Consider the following 16,199-nt stretch of genomic DNA (forward strand, 5'->3'; position numbering starts at 1 on the left):
CGGCGATTCGGGCCGGAGGGCGGTGGCGCGCGTTCGGGCGGCGCGATCCGGCCACGCCTGCTCCGGTGCGGCGTAACATGACGGCCGTACCGGCTTTCCCGTCGTTTTTCCTCTGACGAAAACCGGTTTCGCACCGGTGCTGTGCGACGCGAGCACATTGCCATATACTGTATATCCATACAGTTGTGGGTGGCGTCATGCTCGCATCCTCCATTTCTCCCGAATCCCTTCATCCGTCCCTCTGGCGTGGTTCCCAGCTCGCGCGCGGCGGCCCGCGCACGATCGATACCGGCTTCGCATCGCTGTCGGCCGAGTTGCCGGGCGGCGGCTGGCCGGTCGGCGGGCTCGTCGAACTGCTGGCCGCGCAGCCGGGCAGTGGCGAAATGCGGCTGCTCGCGCCCGCGCTTGCACGCACCGTCAGCGCCCGGCGGCCGCTTGCGCTCGTCGCGCCGCCGCAGTCGCCGCATGCCACCGCGCTCGCCAGCCTCGGCGTGCCGGCCGACGCGCTGCTGTGGCTGCGCGCCGGCAGTCGCACCGATGCGTTGTGGGCCGCCGAGCAGGCGCTCAAGACCGGCTGTTGCGGCGCGCTGCTGCTCTGGCAGGACGCGCGGCCCGATGCGCTGCGGCGCCTGCATCTCGCGGCCGCCCGCACGGGCGACACATTGTTCGTGATGCTGCGGCCGCTGTCGGCTGCGCGGCAACCGTCGCCGGCCGTGCTGCGCGTCGCGCTGTATCCGGTGCCGGGCGGCGTGTCGCTCGACATCGTCAAGCGTCGCGGCCCCGCGCGCAGCGAGCCGCTCGTGCTCGACCTGCCGTCGCCCATCGTGGAGAGCCGCTATGCGCGTCTTGCTCGGCATCCATCTGCCGCGCCTGCCGCTCGACGTGTGCGCCCCGCCGCCGTCTGACGACGCGGCGCAAGGCGTGGACGAAGCAGACGAAGCAGGCTGCGCGGTGCTCGAACAAGGCGTCGTGCTGATTGCCGATGCGCGTGCGCGCCGGCATGGCGTGCGCGCGGGCATGAAGCGCGGCGGCGTGCTCACGCTCGCGCCGCACACGCGGCTCGTCGAACGCGATCCCGCGCGCGAGGCCGATGCGCTGCGCGCGGTCGCGCTCGCGTTGCTGCGCTTTTCGCCGTGCGTCGCGCTCGACGACGAAGCCACGCTGATCGTCGACGTCGGTCCGAGCCTGCGCCTGTTCGGCGGCCTGCCGTCGCTGTGCCGCCAGGTGCGCGCGACGCTCGCGGCGCTCGGCTATGCGGCGCGCCTGTCCGCCGCGCCGACCGGGCGCGGCGCGTGGCTGCTCGCGCGCACGTCGGCGCGTGCGCGCATCCGGCGCCGCGTCGCTGGGCAGGCCTCGCTCGTCCGCTCGCTCGACCGGCTGCCCTGCGTGCTGCTGCCCGATGCGCGTCCGTATGCGGGCTGGTTCGACGGCCTCGGCTGCCGCACGCTCGCCGATCTGCGCGGCCTGCCGCGCGCGGGGTTGCAGCGCCGCTGCGGCCCCGCGTTGCTGGCCGCGCTCGATCGCGCATACGGCGACGCGGTCGAGCCGCTGGCGTGGATGGCGGTGCCGCCCGTGTTCGACGTGCGGCTCGAATTGCCGGAGCGCGTCGAATACGCGGAAGCCGTGCTGTTCGCCGCGCGCCGGCTCGTCGTGCAGCTATGCGGCTGGCTCGCTGCGCGGCAGTTGTCGCTGGCTGCGATGACGTTCGATCTCGAACACGAGCGCGGCCGCCAGGCCGTGCCGCCGACGCCGCTCGAACTCGCGTTCGCCGCGCCCGTGCGCGACGAGGCGCACTTCATGCGGCTGCTCGGCGAGCGGCTTGCACGCGTCGAGTTGCCGGCCGCGGTGATCGCGGTGCGTCTGAAGGCCACGCGCGTCGAGTCGGTTGCGCCGCCGGCCGACGATCTTTTCCCCGAGCCGGGCGGTACGCGCGAGACGCGTGCGCGGTTGTTCGAATTGCTGGTCGCGCGGCTGGGTGCGGAGAACGTATTGCGTGCGGCCCCGGTTGCCGATCACCGGCCCGAGGCCGCGAACCGCTGGCTGCCGCTCGATGCGCCGGCCGGCAAGCCGGCCGGCGGGCCGCCTGCGGTGCCGCCGAGGCCCGCGTGGCTGCTCGCCGAGCCGCTGCCGTTGCTGATGCGCGAGAACCGGCCGGTATTTCATACGCCGCTGAGGATGATGTCGTCGGCGGAGCGGATCGAGGCCGGGTGGTTCGATGGTCAACTCGCCGCTCGCGATTACCACGTCGCGCAGGACGAAGCCGGTGCGTGCTATTGGGTGTTCAGGGAGCGGGCGGGGAGCGAGTCCGAGCCGCACTGGTTCCTGCACGGCCTGTTCGGGTGAACGGAGATGGTTGCGGAATTCAGCTGGCTGCCCGATTACGCGGAGTTGTTCTGCCGTTCGAACTTTTCGTTCCTGCATGGCGCGTCGCATGCGGACGAACTGGTCGAGCGTGCGGCGGAACTCGGCTATCGCGGGATCGCGATCACCGACGAATGCTCGTTGGCAGGCGCGCCGCGCATGCACGTCGCGGCGAAGGAGAAAGGGCTGCCGCTCGTCATCGGCTCGTACTTCGAAGTCACGCCGGATGACGTCGCGCCCGGCCACGATCCGGGCCCCGGTGCGTTCGGGCTCGTGCTGCTTGCACAGAATCGCGAGGGGTACGGCAATCTGTCCGAGCTGATTTCATGGCGGCGGATGGCGTCGCCGAAGGGCACCTACACGCTGACGTCGCGGATGCTGTCGGCGCCGCCTGCGGAGTTCGCACACCTGCGCGGCATGCCCGACTGCTTCGCGATTCTCGTGCCCGCGTACCCGGTACGCGCGGACGTGCTCGATGCACAGGTCGCGTGGTTTCGCGCGACGTTCGGCGAACGTGCGCGGCTCGGGCTCGTGCAGTTGCAGCGTGCGCTGGATGGCGCGCAGCGCGAGGAGATTCGCGCGGCGGGTGAACGGCGTGGCGTGCGTATCGTCGCGCTGGGCGACGTGACGATGCATCGGCGCTCGTGCAAGGAGCTGCAGGACGTGATGACGGCGATCCGCGTCGGGATGCCGGTTTCGGAGTGTGGTTATGCACTGGCGCCGAATGCGGAACAGCACCTGCGTTTGCGACAGCGCATCGGGCAGTTGTACTCGGCGGACGAGATCGCGGAGACCTGCGCGATTCTCGATGCGTGCGATTTCAAACTCAGCTCGCTTCGCTACGAATACCCCGACGAGATCGTGCCGAAGGGGCTCACGCCGACGAGCTATCTGGAACAGGAAACCCGGACAGGGGCGGCTGAACGCTATCCGCAGGGTATTCCGGAGAAAGTCGAGAAGCAGATCCGCTATGAACTCGACCTGATTGCACGACTGAGCTACGAACCGTTCTTCCTGACCGTCTACGACATCGTCAAATACGCGCGCAGCCAGAACATCCTGTGCCAGGGCCGAGGCTCGGCCGCGAACTCGGTCGTCTGTTACTGCCTCGGCATCACCGAAGTGAATCCCGAGCAGAGCACGATGCTGTTCGAGCGCTTCATCAGCGCGGAGCGCGGCGAGCCGCCCGACATCGACGTCGATTTCGAGCATCAGCGCCGGGAAGAGGTGATCCAGCACATCTACGAAAAATACGGGCACAACCGCGCAGCACTCGCTGCCGCCGTCTCGACCTATCGTCCGCGCGGCGTGCTGCGCGAAACCGGCAAGGCGCTCGGCGTCGATCCGATGCTGATCGATCGCGTCGCGAAAGGGCATCGCTGGTTCGACGGTAGCCGCGACCTGCTTCAGCAATTCTCGACGATCGGGCTCGATCCGCAGACGCCGCTCATCCAGGCGTGGGCCCAGCTCGCCGCGCGGCTGCTCAACTTTCCGCGCCACCTGTCGCAGCACTCGGGCGGTTTCGTGATCAGCCGCGGCAAGCTCACACGGCTCGTGCCGGTCGAGAACGCGGCGATGGACGGGCGGCGCGTGATCCAGTGGGACAAGGACGATCTCGAGGCGCTCGGGCTGATGAAGGTCGACGTGCTCGCGCTCGGCATGCTGTCGGCGCTGCATCGCGCATTCGACCTGCGCACCGCGTGGCGCGGGCCGCCGGAGCCGGACGGCGAGCCGTTCACGCTGAAGCACATTCCGCAGGATGACAAAGCAACCTACGACATGATCTGCCGTGCCGACACGGTCGGCGTGTTCCAGATCGAATCGCGCGCGCAGATGTCGATGCTGCCGCGCCTGCGGCCGCGCACCTATTACGATCTGGTGATCGAGGTTGCGATCGTGCGGCCGGGGCCGATCCAGGGCGGGGCAGTGCATCCCTATCTGAAGCGGCGGCAGGGTATCGAAAAGGTCAGTTATCCAAAGGAAGACCTGAAGCCGGCGCTCGAACGCACGCAGGGCGTGCCGATCTTCCAGGAGCAGGTGATGCAGGTGGCGATGATCGCGGCCGGCTTCACGCCCGGCGAAGCCGACCAGCTGCGTCGCGCGATGGCCGCCTGGAAGCGCAAGGGTAATCTCGAGCAATATCACCGCAAGATCGTCGACGGGATGCGCGAGCGCGACTATCCGCCCGAGTTCGCCGAACAGATCTTCGAGCAGATCAAGGGCTTCGGCGATTACGGTTTCCCCGAGAGCCACGCAGCGAGCTTCGCGAAACTTGCCTACGCGAGCAGCTGGCTCAAATGCCATGAACCGGCAATCTTCCTCGCCGCGCTGCTGAACAGCCAGCCGATGGGATTTTATCCGCCGTCGCAACTCGTGCAGGATGCGAAGCGCCACGGCGTGCAGGTCATGCCGATCGACGTGACGCAAAGCAACTGGGAGGCCTCGCTCGAAGCGCTGCCCGATCAGCCGCCGCCGCACGGCCAGCCTGCCGTGCGGCTCGGCCTGTCGCTCGTGCGCGGCCTCGGCGAAGCCGCCGCGCGCCGCATCGAAATCGCGCGCGCAGCCGGCCCCTTCGACAACGTCGACACCCTTGCACGCCGCGCGCAACTCGAACGCCGCGACCTCGAAGCACTCGCCGCCGCGAACGCGCTCGCGGCGCTCGCCGGCCATCGCCGCGACGCGTTGTGGCAGGCCGTTGCTGCGGCGCCGGAGCGCGACCTGCTGGCGACCGCGCCGATCGACGAGGAAGAGAAGCCCGCGCTCGGCGCACCGTCGGAAGCCGACGACATCCTCGCCGACTATCACACCACCGGCCTCACGCTGAACCGCCACCCCGTCGCGTTGCTGCGGCCTGCGCTGCGCGCGCGGCGGCTGTCGTCCGCGGCCGAGTTGCACGACCGCCCCGACGGCCGGCTTGCGCGCGCATGCGGGCTCGTGACCGCACGGCAGATGCCGGGCACCGCGAAAGGCGTGATGTTCATGACGCTCGAGGACGAAACGGGTTGCGTGAACCTGATCGTCCGGCCCGAGCTGCTTGCGCGGCAGCGCCGCGAAACCCTCGATTCGCGGCTGCTCGCGGCGTCCGGCGTGTGGCAGGTCGCAAGCGACGTGAGGCACCTCGTCGTGCAGCATTTCGAGGATCTGACGCCGCTGCTCGGCGGCCTGCGCACGTCGAGCCGCGAGTTCCACTGACGCAAGCGCCGGCACGCTGCCCGTGGGCTGCAGTCCGGTGCATACCAATCGGCCGAACTGGTTCTATTTCGGTATCGTTTCCAGCCCTCCAGACCCGGCAAATCCGGCCCTGGAACTGTCCCCTTGCATACCAATTCGGGTAAATCCCTATCCCGTACTTCGTTGTAAACAAAGGCTTTGCTGCTACTAAAACGCTTGCGGGGCAAGGCTTGCGGGGATTTTCGCGAGGCTAATACCAGTTCGTTGACTGGTATTATGGTGGTTATATAATGCGTTCACTTTCGACGGCCTGAGGTCGTCGTCCGACACCCGGAGGCACATGGAAACCGGCTGGTCCGAACTGGCGCCCGATCCCCTCGACGACACGCCGCTCTATCTGCAGCTCGCCCGCAACCTGGCGAGTGCGATTCACGGCGGCGCATGGCGGGCCGGCGAGGCGCTGCCGTCGGAGCGGCTGCTGTCGGTGTCGGTCGGCGTATCGCGGATCACGGCCCGTCGCGCGCTGGCGCTGCTGGTCGAGCAGGGGCTGATCAAGCGGGCGCGCGGGGCGGGCAGTTTCATCACGCCGCGCGTCGCCGATCCGCTGTCGCGTCTCGTCGGCTTCTCCGCGAAGATGCGGCAGCGCGGCTTCGTGCCCGATTCGGTGTGGCTGTCGCGCACGCTGCGCGCCGCGAGCCGCGACGAGATCGCGCGTCTCGGCCTCGCGCCCGGCGCGACGGTGGCGCGGCTCGAACGGTTGCGCCGCGCGGACGGCATCGTGATGGCCGTCGAGCACTCGACGCTGCCGGCCGCGGTGGTGCCCGATCCGCAGGTGCTCGGCGCGTCGCTGTACGAATACCTCGAGGCGCGCGGCATGACCGTCGTGCGCGCGCTGCAGCACTTTCGCGCGGCGAACGCGACGCACGCGATCGCGAAATGGATGGCGGTGAAGCCGGGCTCGGCACTGCTGGTGATCACGCGGATCGGCTACGGCGCCGACCAGCGCGCGATCGAAGTGAGCGAAACGTATTGCCGCGACGACTACTACGACTTCGTCGCCGAACTGAAACGCTGACGCGCGAGACTGCCCGCGCGCGACAGGCGAGAAGCAACGACACGAATGTGCAAATCACGACGCGAATGCCCGCGTCACCAGATCATCAAGAGAACGTCATGCTGACTGGAAACATCCTTACCCCCGACGGCTGGATTCACGGTTCGCTCGACAGCGAGAACGGCCGCATCACCACGCTCGACGGCACACCCGTCGATCCCGCGAAGAACGACGCGCCTTACATCCTGCCCGGCTTCATCGACCTGCACGTACACGGCGGCGGTGGCGCCGACGTGATGGAAGGCGGCGACGCGATCGAGACGATCGCCCGCACGCACGCGCAATTCGGCACGACGAGCCTGCTCGCGACGACGATGACCGCGCCGCGCGACGAACTCATGAAAGTCGTCGGCAACCTCGGCAGCGTCGCGCGCACCCGCACGCCGGGCGGCGCGCGCGTGCTCGGCGTACACCTCGAAGGGCCGTACATCAACCCCGGCAAGCTCGGCGCGCAGCCCGACGCGGCCGTGTCGGCCGTGCTCGACGAAGTGCTGAAGTACCTGTCGATCGCACCGATCCGCGTCGTCACGCTCGCGCCGGAAATCGCCGGCCACATCGAGATCATCGGCGAGATGGCCGCACGCGGCGTACGCGTGCAGCTCGGCCACTCGCTCGCGACCTACGACGACGCGGTCGCCGCGCTCAAGCACGGCGCATGCGGCTTCACGCACCTGTTCAACGCGATGTCGCCGCTGCATCACCGCAACCCGGGCCTCGTGGGCGCGGCGCTTGCTCACGCCGAATACGCGGAAATCATCCCCGACCTGCTGCACGTGCACCCGGGCGCGATTCGTGCCGCGCTGCGTGCGATCCCGCGCCTGTACGTGGTGACCGACAGCACGTCCGCAACGGGCATGCCCGACGGCGAATACCGCCTCGGCAGCCAGCACGTGACGAAGTGCCTCGGCGGCGTGCGGCTGGCCGACGGCACGCTTGCCGGCAGCACGCTGACGATGGACCAGGCGCTGCGCAACCTCGTGTCGCTCGGCCTGCCGATCGCCGACGTGTCGAACCGGATGTCGCGCTACGCGGCCGACTACCTCGGCGTCACCGATCGCGGCCGCCTCGAGCGCGGCGCATGGGCCGACCTCGCGGTGTTCGACCGCGACCTGAACCTCACCGCGACCTACGTCGAAGGAGAATCGATTGTCGAATATGCTTAAGGAAGCGCGCGAGTCCGCCCAGGTCGTCGCCGCGCAGATCGCCGACACCTCGCGCGTCGAAGCGCTCGCCGGCCAATTGCTCGATCACCCGCCGGCCGTTGCGCTGACGGTCGCGCGCGGCAGCTCGGATCACGCCGCGAGCTATTTCGCGAGCCTGACGATGAGCCGCCTCGGCGTGCCGGTCGCGTCGCTGCCGATGTCGGTCGCGACGTTGCAGCAGGCGCCGCTGAAGGTGCAGGATCAACTCGCGATCGCCTTCTCCCAGTCGGGCAAGAGCCCCGACCTCGTCAACACGATGGCCGCGCTGCGCGAAGCCGGCGCGCGTACCGTCGCCGCCGTGAACGTGCTGCCGTCGCCGCTCGCCGACGCATGCGAGCACCAGCTGCCGCTGCTCGCCGGCCCCGAACTGTCGGTTGCCGCGACGAAGAGCTATATCGCGATGCTGTCGCTGTCCGCGCAGATCGTCGCGTACTGGCAGCGCGACGCCGCGCTGATGACCGCGCTGCGCGGGTTGCCCGACGTGCTCGCGCGGGCCGGCCAGCTCGACTGGTCGCAGGCCGTCGCCGCGCTCGCAGGTGTCGAGCGGATGATCGTGATCGGCCGCGGCCTCGGTCTCGCCATTGCGCAGGAAGCCGCGCTGAAGCTGAAGGAAACGTCCGGCATCCAGGCCGAGGCGTTCTCGAGTGCCGAAGTCCGTCACGGCCCGATGGAGCTGATCGACCGCGACTATCCGCTGCTCGTGTTCGCACCGCCGGGGCCCGAGCAGGCCGGCCTGCTGCAGCTTGCCGAAGACATGCGCGCACGCGGCGCCGCCGTGATGCTCGCGGCGCCGGCCGGCACGCCCGGTGCGACGCTGCCGCTCGCGCAGTCCGCCCATCCGGCGCTCGACCCGATCGCCGCCATTCTTTCGTTCTACGTGATGGCGGCGGATCTCGCCGTCGCGCGCGGCCGCAACCCCGACACGCCGCGCCACCTGAACAAAGTCACCGAAACGCACTGATAGCCGAGACAGCCGATGAGACGCGCCGAGGAGTCCCAGTTGAAGAGTTCCACCCATGATCAGATCGTCCTGCTTAGTCCCTTGACGGGGCCGATCGTCGCGCTGGCCGACGTGCCCGATCCGGTGTTCTCCGGCGGGATGTTCGGCGACGGCATCGGCATCGACCCGCTCGCGGGCCAGCTCGTCGCGCCGTGCGCGGGCGTCGTGTCGCATCTCGCGCGCACGGGCCACGCGGTGACGATCACGACGCCGCAAGGCGCGGAAGTGCTGCTGCACATCGGCATCGACACCGTCGAGCTGAACGGGCAGGGCTTCATCGCGCACGTCGAGGCCGGCGCGCGTGTCGAGGCAGGTGCGTTGCTGATCGAGTTCGACCAGGACGCGGTGGCGCGCAGCGCGCATTCGCTCGTGTCGGTGATCGCGATCGCAAACTCCGACGCGTTCGAGGTCGTCGATCGCGCGAGCGGTTTCGCGACGGCCGGCGAGACGCCGTTGCTCGCGCTGCGCGGCAAGGGCGAAGCGGCTGCGCAGGCGGCACGAACCGGTGCGGCGGCAATGAACGAAGTGCGCCGCGAGATCGTGCTCGCGCAGCCGGGCGGCCTGCATGCGCGGCCGGCCGCGCGTGCGCGTGAAGCCGTGCGCGGGTTCGACGCGAGCGTCGACGTGCTGTTCGACGGCCGCAAGGCATCGATCGCGAGCGTCGTCGGCCTGCTCGGCCTCGGTGCCGGCGAAGGCGCGACGGTCGAACTGGTCGGCCGCGGCGCGCACGCGCAACAGGCTGTCGATGCGGTCGAGCACGAGCTGCTGCGCGAAGCGCACGGCGAAGTCGAGGAAAAACCGGCGCGGCTGAGGTCGCCCGCGCCGCAAACGGTCGCGCGCAACACCGGCGCGCCAATCGACCCGAACACGCTCGCAGGCGTGTGCGCGGCGCCCGGCATCGCGGTCGGCACGCTGGTGCGTCTCGACGATGCGGAAATCGTGCCGCCCGAGCAGGCTTCGGGCACGCCGGCTGCGGAAAGCCGCCAGCTCGACCAGGCGCTGAAGGCGGTCGACGCCGAACTCGACGAAACGGTGCGCAACGCATCGGCGCGCGGCGCGGTCGGCGAAGCGGGCATCTTCGCGGTGCATCGCGTGCTGCTGGAAGACCCGACGCTGATCGATGCGGCGCGCGACCTGATCAGTCTCGGCAAGAGCGCGGGCTTCGCGTGGCGCGCGACGATCCGCACGCAGATCGACACGCTGTCGAAGCTCGACGATGCGCTGCTCGCCGAACGCGCGGCCGACCTGCGCGACATCGAGAAGCGCGTGCTGCGCGCGCTCGGTCACACGAACGGCGCCGCGCGTGCGCTGCCCGACGAAGCCGTGCTCGCGGCCGAGGAATTCACGCCGTCCGACCTGTCGTCGCTCGATCGCCAGCGCGTGACCGCGCTCGTGATGGCGCGCGGCGGCGCGACGTCGCACGCGGCGATCATCGCGCGGCAGCTCGGCATTCCGGCGCTGGTCGCGGTCGGCGATGCGCTGTATGCGATCCCGGACGGCACGCAGGTCGTCGTCGATGCGAGCGCGGGCCGGCTCGAACACGCGCCGACCGCGCTCGACGTCGAGCGTGCGCGGCACGAACGCCAGCGCCTGGACGGCGTGCGCGAGGCGAACCGGCAACTGGCAGGTGTTGCGGCGGAGACGGTCGACGGCCGCGCGATCGAGGTCGCCGCGAACATCGCGACGCTCGACGACGCGAACACCGCGGTCGACAACGGCGCCGATGCGGTCGGCCTGCTGCGCACCGAGCTGATGTTCATCCATCGCCAGGCCGCGCCGACGGCCGTCGAACACCAGCAGAGCTACCAGTCGATCGTCGACGCGCTGCAGGGTCGCACGGCGATCATCCGCACGCTCGACGTCGGCGCCGACAAGGAAGTCGATTACCTGACGCTGCCGCCCGAACCGAACCCGGCGCTCGGCCTGCGCGGCATCCGTCTCGCGCAGGTGCGCCCCGATCTGCTCGACGATCAATTGCAGGGCCTGCTCGCGGTGAAGCCGTTCGGCGCGGTGCGCATCCTGCTGCCGATGGTCACCGACGCCGGTGAACTCGTGCGGCTGCGCAAGCGCATCGACGAATTCGCGCGCGCGCAGGGCCGTACCGAGCCGATCGAGGTCGGCGTGATGATCGAGGTGCCGTCGGCCGCGCTGCTGGCCGACCAGCTCGCGCAGCACGCGGATTTCCTGTCGATCGGTACCAACGACCTGACCCAGTACACGCTCGCGATGGACCGCTGCCAGGCCGATCTGGCCGCGCAATCCGACGGCCTGCATCCGGCCGTGCTGCGCCTGATCGACATCGCGGTGCGCGGCGCCGCGAAGCACGGCAAGTGGGTCGGCGTGTGCGGCGCGCTCGGCGGCGATCCGCTCGCGGTGCCGATCCTGGTGGGCCTCGGCGTGACCGAACTGTCGGTCGACCCCGTTTCGGTGCCGGGCATCAAGGCGCGTGTGCGCCGTCTCGATTACCAGTTGTGCCGTCAGCGCGCGCAGGATCTGCTCGCGCTCGATTCGGCACAGGCGGTAAGGGCAGCAAGCCGCGAGGTCTGGCCGCTCGACTGAACGTCGGCGGCGGGCGCGCGGCCCGTTTCGGTACAAGAGCGTAATTGGTTCAACGACGATTAACGACGAGACAAGGATTGGAGGACTGAATGAACGGGAATCCGTTTCTGAAAATACAGGGCCTGGGCCGGGCACTGATGCTGCCGATCGCGGTACTGCCGGTTGCCGGCATCCTGCTGCGACTCGGCCAGCCGGACGTGTTCAACATCAAGATGATCGCCGATGCCGGCGGCGCGATCTTCGACAACCTGCCGCTGCTGTTCGCGATTGGCGTGGCGGTCGGTTTCGCGAAGGACAACAACGGCGTGGCGGCGCTCGCGGGCGCGATCGGCTACCTGATCGAAACCGCGATCATGAAGGACATCGATCCCAAGCTGAACATGGGCGTGCTGTCCGGGATCATCGCGGGTGTCGTCGCGGGCCTGCTGTACAACCGCTACAAGGACATCAAGCTGCCGGACTACCTCGCGTTCTTCGGCGGCAAACGGTTCGTGCCGATCATCACGGGGCTGGTGTGCGTGATACTCGGCATCGTGTTCGGGTACGTGTGGCAGCCGGTCCAGCATCTGATCGACGCGGCCGGCCAGTGGCTGACGACGGCGGGCGCGATCGGTGCGTTCGTGTTCGGCTTCCTGAACCGCCTGCTGCTCGTCACGGGCCTGCACCACATCATCAACTCGCTCGCCTGGTTCGTGTTCGGCAACTTCACGCCGCCCGCCGGCGGCGAGATCGTGCACGGCGACCTGCACCGCTTCTTCGCGGGCGACCCGACCGCGGGCACCTTCATGGCCGGTTTCTTCCCGATCATGATGTTCGGCCTGCCGGCCGCGTGTCTCGCGATGCTGCACGAGGCACCGAAGGAGCGCCGCGCGATGGTCGGCGGCCTGCTGTTCTCGATGGCGCTCACGTCGTTCCTGACGGGCGTGACCGAACCGATCGAATTCAGCTTCATGTTCCTCGCGCCGGTGCTGTACGTGATCCACGCGGTGCTGACGGGCCTGTCGCTCGCGATCTGCCAGATCCTCGGCGTGAAGCTCGGCTTCACGTTCTCGGCCGGCGCGATCGACTACGTGCTGAACTACGGGCTGTCGACGAAGGGCTGGATCGCGATCCCGCTCGGCATCGCGTACGGCGCCGCGTACTACGGGCTGTTCCGTTTCTTCATCCGCAAGTTCAACATGGCGACGCCGGGCCGCGAGCCGGCATCGGCCGATGCGGCTGCCGAGTCGTACGCATCGGGCGGCTTCGTCGCACCGGCTGCGGGTGCCGCCGCGACGGCCGCCGCACCGCGTGCGCAACGCTACATCGCCGCACTCGGCGGTGCGGGCAACCTGTCGGTCGTCGACGCATGCACGACGCGCCTGCGTCTGACCGTCGTCGATCCGGAGAAGGTCTCGGAGCCGGAACTGAAGTCGATCGGCGCGCGCGGCGTGCTCAAGCGCGGTGGCAACAGCGTGCAGGTGATCATCGGGCCCGAGGCCGACATCATTGCCGACGAGATGCGTGTCGCGATCGGCAGCGGCGCGACCGGCGCCGCGTCGACCGCGACGGCCGCCGCCGCGCAGCCTGTCACGGGCGCGGCCGCCGGCCCGCTCGATCCGGAACCGGCGCGCTGGCTCGCGGTGTTCGGCGGCGCGACCAACGTCGCATCGCTCGACGCGGTGGCGACCACGCGCCTGCGTGTGGTCGTGCGCGACCCGTCGGCAGTCGATCGCGATCGCCTCGGTGCGCTCGACGTTGCATGGGTGTCGCTCGACACGTTCCACATCGTCTGCGGCAACGCGGCCGCGCGCTATGCCGAACAGCTCGGTGCGCGCCTGCCGCCGTCGGGCAGCGGGGCAGCCGCGCAACCGGCCTGATGCGATGAAACCTGCCGGATCCGCGTGGCGGGTTCGGCCGGGCGGTAAAACGAAAACGGCTTGCGACGTGTGTGTCGCAAGCCGTTTTTCTTTGGTACCTGCGGTCGCGCGATGCATGCGTTGGCATCGCGCGTCGTCCGTGCGTTCAGCCGATCACGGATTCGTCAGCGTGAAGGTCGGCTTCCGGTAGCCGACACCGGCCCGGTCGAGCTTCGGCAATTCGCGTTGCGTGAGCAGCGTCGCGAAGCCGGCCCAGTCGCGCTGCAGCGCGGCTGTGTCGACGTGATGCGTGTCGCCGCGCTTGAAGCGCACGCCGGCCGCATACGGCAGCTCCCAGTCGGCCCGGTGCCACGCGCGCTCGGCGAGCGCGAGCAGCCGCGGATAGGCCATGTATTCGAGGAAGGTGTCGTTGCGCATCACCTCGCCCCACGCCTGGCCCTGCATGCCTTCGATACGCGGCGCGGGACCCGTGCCGGTGACCTCGAACGGGTTGCCGTCGCGGTCGCCCATCACTTCGGCGTTCTGCGGCAGGTTCTCCGGCGCGAGCGAGAACACCTTGTACTCGTCCGTCGCGTGCGAGCCCCAGTAGTAGCCGCGCTCGCGCGGGTTGAGCGTGTACGGGAAGTCGAAGTACAGGTAGTCGGGCAGCGCGAGCACCGTCAGGTAGCCCTTGCCGCTCAGGTCGCGCGCGCTGTCCGACGCGCCCCAGAAGATCGTGTCCCACAGCGACACCATCACGTGGCGCGTGCTGAAGTCCTGCGGCCCGTTCGCATGCTTGATGCCGTCCTGCCACGCGCCCATCGTGTCGATCCCGTTCGCGTTGACCGCCGCGCTCACCTGTTTCGCGAAACGCGTCGGCAGCTCGTCGATCGACTTGATCTCGCCGCGCTGGAGCAGCGCCGTGCACGCGGGCGAACGCGCCCACGGCTTGTCCTGTGCGGCGAGGTCGATGCGCCCCTTGTTCGGGTCGGTGCCGTTCAGCGGCTGGAAGCCCGCGCCGAGGAAGATGTTCTTCGCTTCGTCGCCGCCGTAGTGCCAGGTATGCAGCGGCGCCTGGGCGTCCGCATGCATCGCCGCGATCTCGCGAATCACCTTCGACGCGAAATTGAGCGCGCCCGGCACGCACGGGTTCAGGTCGCTGCGCCGGTCGTAGAACTGCACCGTCGTCAGGTTCGTCGTGTCCTGCGGATCGAGCAGCCGGTACGCGTTCGCTTCCTGTTCGCGGCCAGCCGCATGCAGCCGCCGGTAGCGCGCTTCCATCGTCACGACGGCCGCCCGCGCATGCGCCGGCATGTCGATCTCGGGAATGATCTGCACGAAGTGCGCGGCCGCGTAGCGCACCAGCGCCACGTAGTCGTCGCGCGTCAGGTAGCCGCCGCCCGAACGGTTGTCGGGGCCGGAGCCGAGCTGCGGCAGCAGGCAGCGCGTCTCGCTCGGGTCGTGGCAGCGGCGCCCGCCGATCTCGGTCAGCTCGGGCAGGCCGGGAATCTCGATGCGCCAGCCTTCGTCGTCGGACAGGTGCAGGTGCAGGCGGTTGAGCTTGTATGCGCTCATCTGGTCGATCAGGCGGCGCAGCGTCGCCGGGTGCTTGAAGTTGCGCGCGAGGTCGACGTGCATCCCGCGATGGGTGAAGCGCGGCGCATCCTCGACGAGCATCGCCGGGATCGGGCCGCCGCCGGCAGGCGCGAGCGAGTAGAGCGTCTGCACGCCGTAGTAGAGGCCCGCGCGATCGTAGCCTTCGATCAGCACGCCGCGCGGCCCGATCGCCAGCCGGTAGCCGCCCGGCGTCGCGATGTCGGCCGGCAGCCGGCGCGGCGCGACGGCGCCGCGGACGGGCACGCGCGCACCGTCGAGCCCGAGGGTCGTCGCGCGTTCGCGCAGCGCCGCGACCTGCGCGTCGGGCAGGTCCGGCAGCGCGAGTTCGACGCCGCGCAGGTCGAGCGTACCGGGCAGCGGCTGTTCGCGCTTCACGCTCGGCAGCGCGCGGCTCGCGTCGGGCCGTGCGGCCACCGGCGGCGCATTGCCGGTCGAGTTGTTCTGCGCGTCGGCCGGCAGCGATTCGACGTAGCGCAGCTCGTCGTCGGTGTCGTTGTAGCGCAGCACGGCTGGCGGCGCGCCGTCGACGACCACGTACGGGCGCGGAATCACGTCGCTGTAGCGCAGCAGCCAGTATTCGGCGACGAACGGCAATTCGAGGCGCTCGCCGGGTGCGAGCCGCACCGAGCCCGGCTGCGGCGTCAGTTCGTACAGGTCGCCGGTGAGCCGCCGCAGCGCGAAGCCCGGGCGGTCGATCCGCAGCAGCCGGCGGATGCTGTGCAGGTAGAGCTTCCAGCCGCCGTCGGCGATTACCTGGTGGCCGCGGTTCTGCAGGATCAGGCGGCCCGTCGCGCAGGCCGCGCCGTCGGCGCCAAGATCGGCGCACGGCACGCCGGCCGTGGCCGCGTGGTTGTTGTCGACGGCGACGCGCAACGCGAGGCCGTTCGACAGCAGCGTCGCGAGACTGGCCGCTTGTGCGCTAGCCAGCGCGGTGCCGGCGGTCGCGCCGGAGGCCGCCGGTGCGGGCTGGGCCGCGATCACGGCCGGCGATAGCGCCGCGATCAGCAGGCTTGCAAGAAGGGAGGGCATGATGCGCTTCATTCGAACTCCTGAGAAAAAAGGGGGCGTAGCGGCGTCGTGGAGCGACGTCGCTGCGATCGGGTCTTTCAGTGGAGCTGCGGGAGATACCAGCACGCGGGGCGATGCGACTGCACCGCGCGCACTCTGCACGCGCGGGCGTGTGTTACGGAACGGGAGGCGGGCACGCGTGCCGATCGGACCGGCTGGGCGGTGTGCGCATGATCATTGGCGGCGCGCGGCAATGGCCGCGGCGGCGGCGAGCCGGCCGCAGCCGACCCTGTTCGGCCGGCCGCGCGCGAGCGCGACGGCGGACGCCG

At 69.6% G+C, this 16,199-nt stretch carries 9 protein-coding genes; 8 read left to right on the forward strand and 1 reads right to left on the reverse strand.

The window, feature by feature from the left end; all coding sequences use genetic code 11:
- Positions 1–197 precede the first annotated feature (197 nt).
- From imuA to nagE, 8 genes are all read left to right on the forward strand, one after another.
- Complete coding sequence (imuA, locus tag HWX87_RS24105; protein ID WP_176049617.1) at positions 198–905, forward strand: translesion DNA synthesis-associated protein ImuA; 708 nt, start codon at positions 198–200, stop codon at positions 903–905.
- A complete protein-coding gene (locus tag HWX87_RS24110) occupies positions 838–2,343 on the forward strand; it encodes a DNA polymerase Y family protein (protein ID WP_176049618.1) in 1,506 nt (501 codons plus the stop codon). Before imuA ends, HWX87_RS24110 begins: the two co-directional genes overlap by 68 nt.
- A gap of 6 nt (positions 2,344–2,349) precedes the next feature.
- Positions 2,350–5,553, forward strand: a complete 3,204-nt coding sequence (locus HWX87_RS24115; protein WP_176049619.1) for an error-prone DNA polymerase — start codon at positions 2,350–2,352, stop codon at positions 5,551–5,553.
- A gap of 319 nt (positions 5,554–5,872) precedes the next feature.
- Positions 5,873–6,607 carry a GntR family transcriptional regulator gene (locus HWX87_RS24120; RefSeq protein ID WP_176049620.1) on the forward strand — a complete coding sequence of 245 codons (735 nt, stop codon included), beginning with the start codon at positions 5,873–5,875 and terminating at the stop codon, positions 6,605–6,607.
- Positions 6,608–6,705: 98 nt separating this feature from the next.
- Entirely contained in the window at positions 6,706–7,809 is a 1,104-nt protein-coding gene (gene nagA, locus HWX87_RS24125) for an N-acetylglucosamine-6-phosphate deacetylase (protein ID WP_176049621.1), read from the forward strand.
- Entirely contained in the window at positions 7,802–8,809 is a 1,008-nt protein-coding gene (locus tag HWX87_RS24130) for an SIS domain-containing protein (RefSeq protein WP_176049663.1), read from the forward strand. Before nagA ends, HWX87_RS24130 begins: the two co-directional genes overlap by 8 nt.
- A 15-nt stretch (positions 8,810–8,824) precedes the next feature.
- Positions 8,825–11,407, forward strand: coding sequence for a phosphoenolpyruvate--protein phosphotransferase (ptsP, locus tag HWX87_RS24135; RefSeq protein WP_176049622.1), 2,583 nt, complete (start codon positions 8,825–8,827; stop codon positions 11,405–11,407).
- A gap of 89 nt (positions 11,408–11,496) precedes the next feature.
- Complete coding sequence (gene nagE / locus HWX87_RS24140; protein ID WP_176049623.1) at positions 11,497–13,266, forward strand: N-acetylglucosamine-specific PTS transporter subunit IIBC; 1,770 nt, start codon at positions 11,497–11,499, stop codon at positions 13,264–13,266.
- 153 nt (positions 13,267–13,419) lie between these two features.
- Here nagE and HWX87_RS24145 read toward each other — a convergent pair whose 3' ends face one another.
- A complete protein-coding gene (locus tag HWX87_RS24145; protein WP_176049624.1) occupies positions 13,420–15,903 on the reverse strand; it encodes a family 20 glycosylhydrolase in 2,484 nt (827 codons plus the stop codon).
- Positions 15,904–16,199 lie beyond the last annotated feature (296 nt).

Source organism: Burkholderia sp. BCC1644 (genome assembly GCF_902833225.1).
Classification (GTDB): domain Bacteria; phylum Pseudomonadota; class Gammaproteobacteria; order Burkholderiales; family Burkholderiaceae; genus Burkholderia.